This is a genomic window from Ferruginibacter sp. (genome assembly GCF_031391665.1).
GTDB lineage: Bacteria > Bacteroidota > Bacteroidia > Chitinophagales > Chitinophagaceae > Ferruginibacter.
The window spans coordinates 1-13,700 of the sequence record NZ_JANMUN010000099.1 but is presented as its reverse complement, the minus strand read 5'-3'; the positions used below and the strand labels follow the sequence as shown (position 1 = coordinate 13,700).

Sequence of the window (13,700 nt, the reverse complement as noted above, 5' to 3'; positions counted from 1 at the left end):
CAAACGCTTGCGCAATGTTTACCAAAAAGCATTTACTATGTTTGATTTACGATTGCGCTACACTATGAAATTAACAGTACTATTTTTTCTCAGGATAACTAACAGCATCAACAGTAAGAATTACAGTGAGAGAATATTTTACCACCTTGCCTTTAAAAACTAAACACTTTAATTTATTTATTATACAACCAAACTTAATTATTCATGAAAAAGAAAATGATTTATTTACCTGTGTTACTGTTGCTGTGTTATATTTCGGCAAAGGCACAAACCGCCAACTCTTATTATGTAGATGGCTCACAGGCTACTAACGGAACGGGTACTTTGGCCAGCCCATGGAACCGTATTTACTATGCCATCAACAGGGTAAGAGATACTACTAAAGATGCCATTGTATATATTAAAGCCGGCACTTACACCATTGATTCTACTAACTATTTATCGCAATTGTATATTGGCAGTAACAATGGTGGTGCCAATGGAAAATATTTAACACTCAGGCCGTATGCAGGTGATGAAGGTAAAGTTTACATAGATGGAAGCAAACTGGCTACTAACCCATTTTTTCCTAACATGCTTATTGTTAGTGGTGCTAAATACGTAAAGCTGCAGGGCTTGCGGTTTATAAGTTTGAAAAATACAAATGGTTATGCTGTTAATATACAGGGGGCACAAAATATTGAAATAAATAATTGTGCTTTTGATACTTTACGCTGGACTGCTACCAGCGTAGAATATGGTTACCCAACAGTTAACAATACCAGCAATTTTATTCATGCTGTTTATCTTGCCAACAACACTAATGTTACCGTTGCAAATGATACGTTGCGAAATTCGGCACCCGGCTGGGGAGAATTTGTAAAAGATGCAGGAGGTAATACAGGTGTTACGCAAACGGCTTTAATATCAACCAATGTAACCGCTGTTGCTTCTGACTATTATGTTGCTTTAACGGGTAACGATACAGCCGGCAGCGGCTCCATCACCAAGCCATGGCGCACTGTTAAAAAAGCAAATGAGTTAGCAGGTATTAATTATACTTATTCTCCTTCTACATTAATTAATGCACCCGTAACTGTTTATCTCCGTGCCGGCACACACAAGCCGTTAACCAACGGGATTTTTATTGGCAGTAACCGGGGTACTAACGGCCAGTGGTACACCATTCGGAATTACCCTGGCGAAAATGTAATTGTTGATGGCAGTAATATCACCGGAAAATTTTCGGCACTTATTGCAATTTCAGATGCAAAGTATATTCGTATAGAAGGATTAAAGTTAACTAAGATGACCAATGATTCTGCATTGCAAAATGTGGCCCCGTCTGTTGGTACAAAAGATACAAGGTTTGGTATTATTGTAAGCGGCAAATCTTCCAATATAATTATTAAGAAGAATGAAATTTATGATATGGCGTGGACAAGAAATGTTAGCAAACAAAAAATACCCACCGGCAGCGATAACCTTAATCCATTGGTAATACTGGGTACAACTGATACATCAATAAGAAATGTTATTATCGACAGCAATACAGTGTATAATAATATTACTGGTTATGCAGAGGCTGTTACTGTAAATGGAAATGTAGATTCTTTTGCTGTAAATAATAATTTGGTTTTTGATAATGCAAACATTGGTATAGTGGCAGCAGGTAATTATCAATGGGTGGTAGATGATGCAACTTTTACAGTAACTGCACCAAATAATTTTTCTAAAAATGGATTTATACTTAATAACACGGTCTATAGAAATATTTCCCCCATCGCAGTTTCTGCCGGTATTTATTTAGATGGCTCAAGAAATGTTCTGGTACAAAATAATGAATCTTATAATAACGGAACAGGGTTGTCGGTGGGTAACGAGCAACCTAACAGCATAAGCGGATACCACACTGTAAATAGTAATGTATTCCGGGATAATTTATCGGCAGGTCTTTATTATGGCAGTACTAACCCCACATCGTGGGTGCAAAATTGTACTGTAAAAAATAATACCATAAAAGATAATTATATACTTGATTCTGTATTGAGAGCAAAAGCTAATAATCAGTATGGCATCACTAACGGATCGCAACGTTATACCGAAGTAAATATTTACCGTTTAAGAAACAGTATGTTTAAACAAAATACTATTGAGTCTTTATCAAATATTGTTTTGGGTTTGTACCTTACTCAATCTGCAGATACCCTCTGGTACAATACTTATTATGTAATTAGCGGCGATGCCTGCCAGGCCATTTTTGTACAGGATAAAAATAATGATGGTTCAATTGTACAACCAACTGATTCTATTTATTTTAATTTTCATCAGTATGCAAAAAGAACCGGCTACGATCAAAATTCTTCCTGCGAAGGACAAAGCTATAATCCCTCAGGTTGTGGTACGCCACCAGAAGCTTTTTTAGATGGTGGTTTAGAAGAGCTGTTAATTACTGACGAAAGTAAAATTGATATTAAAACTTTCCCCAACCCGGTAGTAAATAATTTATTTATAAAAATGAGTTTGCAAACTGCAGGGTTAGTAAATGTGCAAATGATAGATTTATCAGGAAGAATAGTATTAAGCAGGCAGCTACAATTATCAAAAGGTGTACAGCAATTAAATATACAGGGTATTAAACAGGCAGCAATAAAACCCGGTATTTATTGGGTAAAGATTGCTACACCTGACGAAACAAAAATATTTAAAATAGTAGTGCAATAAAAATAACTGCTGTCATTTCAAAAAAAATCGCCGTATTAGCTGCGGCGATTTTTTACCATAAAATAATTTATAATTTTTTTGTGGTATGATTATTACACAAACGTTTGCACATATTTAGTATTTGTTATTGGTATAAGTTTGAACAGTAAATAATAACTGTATGACATTTAAATACAACCGACGGAATTTTTTAAAGCAAACCACTGCTGCAGGTGCAGGAATTATTTTGTTGCAATCGCCATTAAAAATTTTTGCTGCAGAAAAAATAACTAAAGTAAGAATTGGGATTATTGCAGTGGGGCTTCGTGGCCAATTACATTTATCAGAAATGTTGAAGCGGGATGATGTGGAAGTGATAGCAATGGCAGACCCTGATAAACAGATGATGGCAATGGCGCAAAACATTGTAAAACAATTTGGAAAGAAAGCACCTGTTGAATACAGCAATGGAAATTACGATTACAAAAATTTATTGCAGCGTGATGATATTGATGCGGTAATTATTGCTTCGCCGTGGGAGTGGCATATACCGCAGGGAATTGATGCCGTGAATGCCGGTAAAATTGTGGGTTTGGAAGTTTGCGGTGCAATAAAATTGCAGGATTGCTGGGATATTGTAAACGCATCTGAAAAAACAAAAGTGCCCATTATGCCTTTGGAAAACGTTTGTTACCGCAGGGATATTATGGCGGTACACAATATGGTTACCAAAGGAATGTTTGGTGAAGTATTGCATTTGCAGGGCGGCTATCAGCACGACTTAAGAGGTGTTTTATTTAATGACGGTATAACGCCTTACAATAGTGGCGCAGAGTTTGGCGAAAAAGCATACAGCGAAGCAAAATGGAGAACACAACATTATGTTGACCGTAATGGAGAAAATTATCCTACACATAGTTTAGGCCCGGTAGGCACTATGATTAATTTGCAAAGAGGAAATTGCTTAACCACTCTATCATCTGTTGCAACAAAAGCAAGAGGCCTTAACCGCTACATAAAAAATCATCCTAAAGGCGGGGCCGATCACCCCAACGCAAAAATAAAATTTAAGCAAGGAGACATTGTAACAACACAATTGCAAACTGCCAATGGCGAAACTATTATTTTATCATTGGATACCTGTTCGCCACGGCCTTACAATTTAGGTTTCAGGGTGCAGGGCACTAATGGTATTTGGCAAGATCATCACGAAGGTGAATTTGACAAAGGCATGATACATATCGATCAACTCAGCGAAAAACATGTATGGGATAATCCGCAAAAATTAATGAAAGAAATGGATCATCCTTTATGGGTAAAGTATGAAAAAGATGCAGCCAACTCCGGCCATGGTGGTATGGATTTTTTTGTTGATAATGCATTTATCGAAGCTATAAAAAGAAAGCAGGAATTTCCTTTAGATGTGTATGACCTGGCAACCTGGTATGCTGTTACGCCATTGAGCGAAAAATCAATTGCCGAAGGAGGAGCGATGCAAAAAATACCTGACTTTACAAGGGGAAAATGGAAAACCCGTAAACCAATTTTTGGATTAAGTAATGACTATTAAAAATCTTTTTTCATATAGCAAAGCAGCAGCAGTTAAAACTGCAAGTCTGGTATTTCTATACCAGATTTTTTTTAATCTCTAATAAAAAATTATGATAACAGAAATTTTAGCACCGCATAAATTAGTATCGTTCGAAAAAATTGATACTACTATTTACGCCACTGCAGAAGAAGCATGCAATGCAACTGCCAACGAAATAGCCGCACTGATACAACATAAACAACGCAACGGGCAAACAACTGTGCTGGGGCTGGCAACAGGTGCCACACCTAAAAAAGTGTATGAAGCATTAATACTTTTGTACCGCAAAAAAGAATTAAGTTTTAAAAATGTAGTAACCTTTAACCTGGATGAATATTATTCTTTACAGCCGGATGCTTTACAGAGTTACCGGTATTTTATGCAAGAAAATTTATTTAAGCATGTAGATATTGAAAGCAAAAATTGTTTTGTTCCGCATGGTGGCATACCGCAGGAGATGGTAAAAATGCATTGCTGGGATTATGAAAAAAGAATTGAAGAATTTGGTGGTATCGATTTTCAATTGCTGGGCATTGGCCGCAACGGGCATATTGGTTTTAACGAACCGGGCAGCCATGTCAGTGCCGCCACAAGATTAATTACTCTTGATCATCTTACACGTTTTGATGCAGCTTACGAATTTGGCAGCCTTGCCAACGTACCCCGTAAAGCAATAACGATGGGGGTGGGGACTATTTTAAAAGCAAAAAGAATTGTATTGCTGGCATGGGGCGAAAGAAAAGCAAACATTATTCAGCAGGCGGTAGAAGGCCCTGTTACAGAATTTATTCCTGCATCTTATTTACAGGGCCACCATAATGTTGAATTTATTTTAGATGAAAGTGCTGCTGCAGCATTAACCAGAAAAAAAACACCTTGGCTTACCGATGATGTGTTGTGGAATAATGGCATGATAAAAAAAGCAGTAACACATTTAGCATTAACACTTAATAAACCCATTTTAAAATTAACCAATAACGATTATAATCAAAATGGATTAAGTGATTTACTGGCACTGTACGGCCAGGCTTATGATATAAATATCGAAGTGTTTAATCAGTTACAACGCACTATAACAGGGTGGCCTGGGGGCAAACCAAAAGCTGATGACACTTTCAGGCCGGAGAGAGCAATGCCGGAAAATAAAAGGGTGTTGATTTTCAGTCCTCATCCTGATGATGATATTATTTCGATGGGTGGAACATTTCAGCGTTTGGTAGATCAGGGGCACCAGGTTCATATTGCGTATCAAACCAGTGGCAATATTGCGGTGGCAGATGATGAAGCTTTTAGGTTTATAGATTTTATAAAAGATTACAATCAGCAGTTTGGAATCAGCAACCCAGATGCTGATAAAATGTATGATGAAGCATTAGCTTTTTTAAAAATAAAAAAGAATGGAGAAAAAGATATCGAATCGCTGCGTAAAGTAAAAGGTATTATAAGAATGGGAGAAGCAAAAAACACCTGCCGTTTTGTTGGTGTACCGGATAACAGGGCCCACTTTTTAAATTTACCTTTTTACGAAACTGGTTTAGTAGAAAAGAAACCAATTGGAGAAGCAGACTATGAAATTATTAGTAACCTGATTGAAGAAATACAGCCACATCAAATTTATGCTGCAGGTGATTTGGCCGATCCACATGGTACACATAAAGTTTGCCTGGATGGAATTTTTGAAGCGATGAAGCGGCTCAAAGCTAAAAGCTCAAAACTTACAGCCGAAAGCTGGCTCTCCGATTGCTGGCTTTGGCTCTACAAAGGTGCCTGGGCAGAGTGGGATATCGACCTTATTGAAATGGCGGTGCCTATGAGCCCTGACCAGGTATTAAAAAAACGCAATGGAATTTTTAAACATCAAAGTCAAAAAGATGGTGTTGTTTTTCAGGGTGCGGACAGCCGTGAGTTTTGGCAAAGGGCAGAAGAAAGAAACAGTGCCACTGCAGCTTTATACAATAAATTGGGTTTGGCCGAATATGCGGCAATGGAAGCATTTGTGAGATGGAAATTTTAAAAATATTTTCTTATGAAAAATTAAGCCCGAAAATGATTTCCGGGCTTTTTTAATGCATAAAATATTATACTGCAGTTGCAGGAGTTTGTGTGGCATTAAAATTTGTTACAACTTGTTGCAGCTTATCTTCTTTCTCCATTAGTTTTTGCAAAAGAGTTAACTGGTTGCCTGCTCTTACAAAATTGTGCCCTTCGTATTTGGAGCCATAATAAATATCGTTGTTAATATAATCGGTAAGAAAACGTATAGCCTGCATATAGATCATAAATTTTCCGGCATAAACAAAATGATTTTTTTCTTCGGTACTCAGTTCATCTTTTAGCTGGCCAAGATAACCTTCTGCAATGGCAGCAAAATAATTATTCCGTATTTCAATTTTTGAAAAATCTTTTTCTTCTTCACTTACCGGGCTTAAATAAGTACGCAGCATATCACCTACATCACTGATAAAATATCCGGGCATTAAAGTATCCAGATCAATTACACACAAACCTTTAATATTGTTATCAAAAAGCACATTACTAATTTTAGTGTCGTGGTGGGTAACCCGTATTTTAAAATTTGTATTTAATTTTATTTTTTCAAAAATAGCAGCAATAGATTTATTGGCGATGATGGTTTCTATTAATTTAGCTGATTGCTGAATTCTTTCAGCATTACCATTCAATAATGCCTGTTCAAATTGCTGGTAACGCAGGGTAAGGTTATGAAAATCGACAAGTGTTATTTTTAATTGGGTTGCATCAAAGCCTGCTAACAATTTAGTAAATTTTCCAAATTGTGCCGCTGCTTCATAAGCCTCCAGCGGTTCTTTTACCACATCAATAGTGTGGGAGTTTTCTACAAAAGGGCTAAGGCGGAAATAACCATGCTCTTCATCAAAAAAAATATCCTCTTTGTAAATTGATTTTACCGGCATTACAAATAAATAATCAGGGTAATGCTGGCGAAGATAACTTGCAGTTATATCAATATTGTAAGCAATAGCTCCGGGGTCTTTGAATATCTGATCATTAATTCTTTGGAGAATAAATGTGTTGTTTCCATTTTTAATTTTCCATGTATGGTTAATCAGCCCCGAGCCAAAAGGCACAGCTTTATCAAAAGCTTCATTAAGGCCAAATGCAGTAAAAATTTTTTGCAGCATGTACAGTTGTTAATGATGAAATCTATTATCAAACTTAATTAATGTAGCAACTAAATGATAAGTAAAACGTTTGTCCTTTTTAATAACAAAAATTAAAACTTATTTTTTTTCGTTAACCACTAATTGAGAATCTACTATTATTTTGTAATACGCATCTGTTTGCGAAGTTTCATCTTTACTTTTATTCATCAGCTCAATTAAAATTTCAGTTGCTTTTTGTCCCTGTACATACGGATGCTGTTCCACCGATGCCAAAGGCGGGTAGGCACTGTAGGTACTTATGGGAAGATTGGCAAAACTTACAAAACAAATATCTTTATTAATTTTCTTTTTTCTTTTTAATGCAAACTGTATGGCATCAAGTGCCACGTAATCATTAAAGGCAACAATGGCAGTAGGTTTTCTTTTAGAACGCAGCAGTTCTTCCATTGCCATTTGTGTGCCTTCTAAAGTAAGGTCGCTGTTTACCACCAGCGATGGATCAAACTTTAACCGGCTTTTAGTCATCGATTGTATATAACCATCTTTTCTTTCCTGGCTGGCAAATAATTTTTCAGGGCCGTTGATCATACCAATTACGCGGTGGCCTTTATTTATAAGAAATAAAACGGCCTGTATGGTTCCCGAGATCATATTGCAGGCAACATAATGTATGTCAGTCATTTTTGGTATGCGGTCGAAAAATACGATTGGTATGCCATATTTTTTAAGGCTTTCAAAATGCTCGTAGTTTACTGTGTTTTTAGAAATTGAAATTATAACACCATCTACACGATGGTTTTTCATTGTTTCTACAATTTTCTTTTCTCTTTCTTCATTATCGTGGCTTTGTCCCAGCAACACTGTATAATTATTTTTTTCAGCGGCATCTTCAATACCACTTATAGAAGTTGAAAAAAATGCTTCTGATAATTCCGGCAAAATAACACCAATGGTAAATGTTTTGCGCTGCTGAAAAAAAATAGCTGTTTGGTTGGGTTGATAGTCTAATTCCTTTGCTAATTGCTGCACACGCATTTTTGTACGCAATCCAATATTAGGGTGGTCGTGCAGTGCCCTTGATACAGTTGAAAAAGAAACGTTGAGACGTTTTGCAATTTCTTTTATAGTAGCCGGCTTTTGTTCCATACCTTAAAAGTAAATTCTTTTTTACACATCTGGTTAAAACCAGTAAAACGTTTGCATAGCATTCTCAGCAAACCTTTGTATAATTTGCTTTATTATGCAAACAGTACAATCTGCAGAAAATTATATAACTCCTTTTCAGCAGCAACGGTTGCTTTCGTTAGATGTAATGCGTGGGCTGATTATGATTTTACTGGCAGCAGAAAGTTGCTTGGTGTACAGTTCATTAAATGATCTTTATCCAACAGGTTTTTCTAACTATATGGTGCAGCAATTTTTTCATCACCCATGGCATGGTTTGCTTTTTTGGGATTTGGTGCAACCTGCATTTATGACAATGGCCGGTGCTGCTTTATACATTTCTTTTTATTTCAAACAAAAAAAAGGTATTACCTGGAAGCAAAATTTTAAACATATTTTGGTAAGATCCGTTAAACTGTTTATTTGCGGCACAGCTTTGCATTGTGTGTATGCAGGCAAAACGGTATGGGAGTTATGGAATGTATTAACGCAATTATCTGTAACAACTGTTATCGCTTATTTAATTATTAAAAGATCAGCAGCATATCAAATTACAGTTGCTGTTTTACTATTGTTACTTACTGAATTTTTATACAGGTTTGTTTTAATGCCGGGATATGATGAACCATTTGTTGAGCATAAAAATTTTGGTGCATGGTTCGATACATTGCTCATGGGCAAAATAAACACCGATGGCTGGGTGGCAATAAATTTTATTCCTACAGCAGCACATACTATTTGTGGTGTATTGGTGGGTAAATTATTAATAGCACCAATTGAAGAATATAAAAAACTAAAAATTTTATTTGTTGCAGCAGCAATTACTTTAATGGTTGGATATGGATTAAATATCCTCAATATTACACCCATAATAAAACGTATCAGTACTTCTTCATTTGTTGTGGTTTCGGCAGGATGGGTAATATTGATGATGGCATTTTTATACTGGCTTACCGATATTAAAGACTTTAAAAAATATGCATGGATTTTTGTTGTCGTGGGTACCAATGCTATTTTCATTTACTTATTTTTTGAGACAGTGGGGTTGCAATGGTTAAACAATACAGTAGCAATTTTTGTTAATGGCTTTACTGATTTATTTGCTGCGCCTGATAAATTACAGGCAGTAATAAATGCTTTGGTAACTTTATGCTTAGAGTGGGGCTTGTGTTACTGGTTATTTTTAAAGAAAATATTTTTTAAACTCTGATTAACTATGCTAAAATTTTGTTGGTCATTTTTATGCTGTTTGGTTGTAATAAGTGCGGTGGCACAAAATAAAACTATTGTATATAAGGAAAGTCAGGATGATATAGTTAATCCGGAAAGAGGATTTTATATACCCACGGGTACTAAAGCAAGTAATTATATTTTACTGGATGCTGCACAGCTAAAATTATACCGCAGTAAACCGCAGCAATCCGCTAAGGCAAGTTATGCTGTAACGGTTTCATTAATTTACAGAGGATACGAACTGGATACTTTTAAAAATCAACCCTTATCAATTTCTTTTTTAAAAAATTTGCAAAAAGATTTTGATGCAGTGAGAGAAGCTGGTTTAAAAATAATTTTGCGCTTTGCTTATACCAATAACGCAAAGGGCGGCAATTGTACTGATGAATATAAAATTTGCCCGCCCTATGGCGACGCTCCTCGTGAGGTGGTTTTAAATCACATAAAACAATTAAAACCATTACTGCAAAAAAATGCTGATGTTATTGCTGTACTGCAGGAAGGATTTATTGGTATTTGGGGAGAAAATTATTTTACAGATTATTTTGGTGATGCCTCCACCAATGGAGCAGGAAAAATTTTAGACAGCAGCTGGTTGCACCGTAACGAATTACTAAAAGCGTTGCTTACTGCTTTACCCAAAAGCAGGATGGTGCAGGTGCGTACGCCGCAGATAAAACAAAAATTTGTTTACGGGCCATCCGCAGTTGTAAAAAGTTTGCCACTAAAACTTTCGAAAGCATTTAATAATTCTGATAATGCAAGAATTGGTTTTCATAACGATTGCTTTTTATCAACAGCAGATGATTATGGAACGTATTATGATTATGGAAGTTCGTCGCAACCCAGGCAACCTGCCAATGAAATATTGAGAAAATATATTGAAGCTGATACAAAATTTACTGTTGTCGGCGGCGAAACCTGCGATGATAGTTTTAGTCCGCAAAACGATTGTGCGCCTGCCGGCTACGCCGAAGAAGAAATGCGGCGCATGCATTACAGCTATTTAAACGCTGCTTATAATAATGATGTAAACAACGATTGGGACAGCAGCGGTTGCATGTACAGTATAAAACGAAAACTGGGCTACCGGTTTGTTTTACGAAAAGCAATCTTGCCTGCGAAGTTAAAAAAAACTGATAGAGTAAATATAGATTTTACTCTGGAAAATTTGGGGTACGCTTCTCTTTACAACCCCCGGCCGGTAAAAATTATTTTAAGAAATACAAAAACACAAAAAGAATTTATTGTAACATTAAAAGCAAATCCGCAATTTTGGTTTAGTGGCACTCATCAAATAAAAGAAACAATAAAATTGCCCGCAGGCATAAACCCCGGCAGCTACCAAATGTTTTTATTTTTACCTGATGCAAACGTTTTACTAAGCAACCAAACAGAATATAGCGTAGTATTGGCTAATGAAAATATGTTGGAAAAAACTACAGGCTATAATTACCTGCAACATATTATTAGCGTAAAATAAATTTCAAACAAAATTGTGGATTATGTTTTTCAATAAAAAAATATTCAGTAAAATTTTATTTATTGCAGCAGTTATTATGGTGTGGGCTGCCTGTTCTAAATCAAAAACAACCAGCCCGCCAGTGCCGCCAGATACAAAAAATACTGTTACTTATACAGAAAGCACAGAAGATTTTGCTAATCCTGAAAGAGGATTTTATAAATTTACTGAAACAAAGGCAAGCGCTTATACAGCATTAATACAATCGCAATTAGTTTTGTGGCGTGGCTTAACTACAGCCAATGGCGGTAATTACCAGGTGTACAGCACCATAGTGTACCGTAATTTTATAATGGATATTTTTAAAAATGCACCACTGTCGGCTGCTTTTTTGCAATCTGTAAAAAACGATTTTGATATTGCCCGTGCAGCAGGGGTAAAATTAATTCCACGATTTGTTTATACTACCACCGTAACATCGGGCAGTTGCCCCGAACAATTTATTTGTACACCTTATGGCGACGCACCAAAAACTATTGTGTTGCAACACCTGGCACAATTAAAACCGGTGTTAACAGATGCTGCTGATGTAATTGCGGTGGTGCAAATGGGATTGATTGGTATGTGGGGCGAAAATTATTATACCGATTATTTTGGAGATGCTTCGCAAAACGGTCAGGGAAAATTATTGGATAATAACTGGCTCGACAGGAATGAAGTGATAACAGCATTACTTGATGCAGTGCCAAAAGACAGGATGATACAGGTTCGGTTTCCACAAATAAAACAACGGTTTGTGTATGGTGTTAATGCTGCAGTAAATGCACTGGCCATTACGGAATCAGAAGCATTCAGCGCTTCGGATAAAGCCAGGATAGGTTTTCATAACGATTGTTTTTTAGCAGGCACAGATGATTATGGCACTTATATGGATTATGGTAATTCTTCCACTCCAAGGCAGCCTGCCAACACCGTATTAAGAAATTTTACAAAAGCAGATAGCAAGTATGTTGCTGTGGGTGGCGAAACTTGTGATGATGCTTACAGTCCGCAAAACGATTGCGAACCTGCAGGCATGGCCGAAACAGAAATGGCGGCTTACCATTACAGCTATTTAAACTGTGCTTACAACAATGCAGTAAACAACGACTGGCAAACTAATGGTTGTATGCTTAACATCCGAAAAAAATTGGGCTATCGTTTTGTGCTGAAAGAATTTGTTTATCCAAAAGAAATTACTGCAGGAAGCAGTATGGCATTTACACTTACTGTAAATAATATTGGCTATGCATCACCTTTTAATGAAAGGCCCGTTAAATTAATTTTAAAAAATAAAACAAACGGTCAGGAAGTTCAATATACATTAAGCACCGACATTCGTAAATGGTTTAGCGGCACTGCAAAAATAGAAACAGCAATAGCAACCGGCACATCTTTAACTGCAGGTGTGTATGATATGTATTTATTTATGCCCGATAAATATTCTTCCATTGCAGCAAAACCCGAATATGCCATCCGCCTTGCTAATACCGATTTATGGGATGCAGTAACAGGATATAATAAACTGCAGGCAACTGTTACAGTAAAGTAATACGAACTAGAGATTGAAAGAATGCTGTCAGCCTGAGCTTGTCGAAGGCGGGTTGACTATCGCACCGGTTTCGACAAGCTGCTAATGACACAATATGAAAGACACTTACTTTCAAATTATTAGACTGTCAGCTTGAGCTTGTCGATCAAAGCCGCGGCTGCGCAATGCGGAGATGGTGGCGGGCGCGATGCGATCCTCTATCTCGAACTTCGCGGGCACCTGCGTGCCGGTTTCCTGGTACCCGCCGTAGATCATGCGCGGCGCGGCCACCGCAGCCTGCACGTCCATGCCGAAGTCGACGAGATTTACCACGACCTGGGCGAGACGCTGCCAAATGCCGTCCGAGCCCGGCGTGCCGATCGCGAGCCAGGGCTGGCCATCCTTCAGCACGATCAGCGGCGACTGGTTCGATCGCGGTCGGCGACCCGGCGCGAGCTTCGAGGGGCTGTCGGGCTCGGTGTGCAGGTGCCTCAACTGGTTGCTGAACAGCACGCCGGTGTCCGCGGCCACGACCCCGGAGCCATACCAGGCACCGAGCGTCTGCGTCAGCGCGACCATGTTGCCCGCCGCATCCACCACGGTCAGGTGCGTGGTACTGGATTTCTCCACCTTGCCATCGGGCGCTCCCGCAGGCGCGAGCGCCGTACCGGAGGGCGGCGGTACCACCGGCATCGTGCGGCCCGGCACGATCAGTTTGCGCCGCTCGGCCGCGTAATCCCGGCTGATCAGCCGCGCGAGCGGAATCGCGACGAATTCGGGATCGGCGACGTAACGGTTCCGGTCGGCAATCGCCAGACGTTGAACCTCCCCGATCAGATGCAGGTAGTCGGCGGT

At 38.1% G+C, this 13,700-nt stretch carries 9 protein-coding genes; 6 read left to right on the top strand and 3 right to left on the bottom strand.

The window, feature by feature from the left end; translation table 11 throughout:
• The first annotated feature begins 204 nt into the window (after nt 1–204).
• The 3 genes from ACY651_RS07810 (at nt 205) to nagB (ending at nt 6,287) form a co-directional block, all read left to right on the top strand.
• Nucleotides 205–2,703 (top strand): right-handed parallel beta-helix repeat-containing protein, encoded by a 2,499-nt coding sequence (locus tag ACY651_RS07810; protein ID WP_462251396.1) that lies wholly within the window; start codon nt 205–207, stop codon nt 2,701–2,703.
• Between the two features lie 160 nt (nt 2,704–2,863).
• A complete protein-coding gene (locus ACY651_RS07805) occupies nt 2,864–4,252 on the top strand; it encodes a Gfo/Idh/MocA family protein (RefSeq protein ID WP_462251394.1) in 1,389 nt (462 codons plus the stop codon).
• 91 nt (nt 4,253–4,343) lie between these two features.
• A complete protein-coding gene (nagB, locus tag ACY651_RS07800) occupies nt 4,344–6,287 on the top strand; it encodes a glucosamine-6-phosphate deaminase (protein ID WP_462251392.1) in 1,944 nt (647 codons plus the stop codon).
• Nucleotides 6,288–6,351: 64 nt separating this feature from the next.
• Here nagB and ACY651_RS07795 read toward each other — a convergent pair whose 3' ends face one another.
• Together ACY651_RS07795 and ACY651_RS07790 are read right to left on the bottom strand one after the other, a co-directional pair.
• Nucleotides 6,352–7,434, bottom strand: a complete 1,083-nt coding sequence (locus tag ACY651_RS07795) for a phosphotransferase enzyme family protein (protein ID WP_462251390.1) — start codon at nt 7,432–7,434, stop codon at nt 6,352–6,354.
• 99 nt (nt 7,435–7,533) lie between these two features.
• Nucleotides 7,534–8,562, bottom strand: a complete 1,029-nt coding sequence (locus tag ACY651_RS07790) for a LacI family DNA-binding transcriptional regulator (protein WP_462251388.1) — start codon at nt 8,560–8,562, stop codon at nt 7,534–7,536.
• A gap of 94 nt (nt 8,563–8,656) precedes the next feature.
• On the opposite strand from ACY651_RS07790, the gene ACY651_RS07785 reads away from it, so the two are divergent.
• The 3 genes from ACY651_RS07785 to ACY651_RS07775 are packed head-to-tail and all read left to right on the top strand — an operon-like array spanning nt 8,657 to nt 12,866.
• The gene (locus ACY651_RS07785; RefSeq protein WP_462251386.1) at nt 8,657–9,790 is read left to right on the top strand and encodes an acyltransferase family protein; all 1,134 of its coding nucleotides are present in this window, start codon (nt 8,657–8,659) and stop codon (nt 9,788–9,790) included.
• A gap of 6 nt (nt 9,791–9,796) precedes the next feature.
• A complete protein-coding gene (locus ACY651_RS07780; protein WP_462251384.1) occupies nt 9,797–11,296 on the top strand; it encodes a DUF4832 domain-containing protein in 1,500 nt (499 codons plus the stop codon).
• Between the two features lie 22 nt (nt 11,297–11,318).
• Entirely contained in the window at nt 11,319–12,866 is a 1,548-nt protein-coding gene (locus ACY651_RS07775; RefSeq protein WP_462251382.1) for a DUF4832 domain-containing protein, read from the top strand.
• A 111-nt stretch (nt 12,867–12,977) separates the two neighbouring features.
• Here the strand turns inward: ACY651_RS07775 and ACY651_RS07770 are convergent.
• The coding region (locus ACY651_RS07770) for a gamma-glutamyltransferase (RefSeq protein WP_462251380.1) at nt 12,978–13,700 on the bottom strand (723 nt) is incomplete at its 5' end.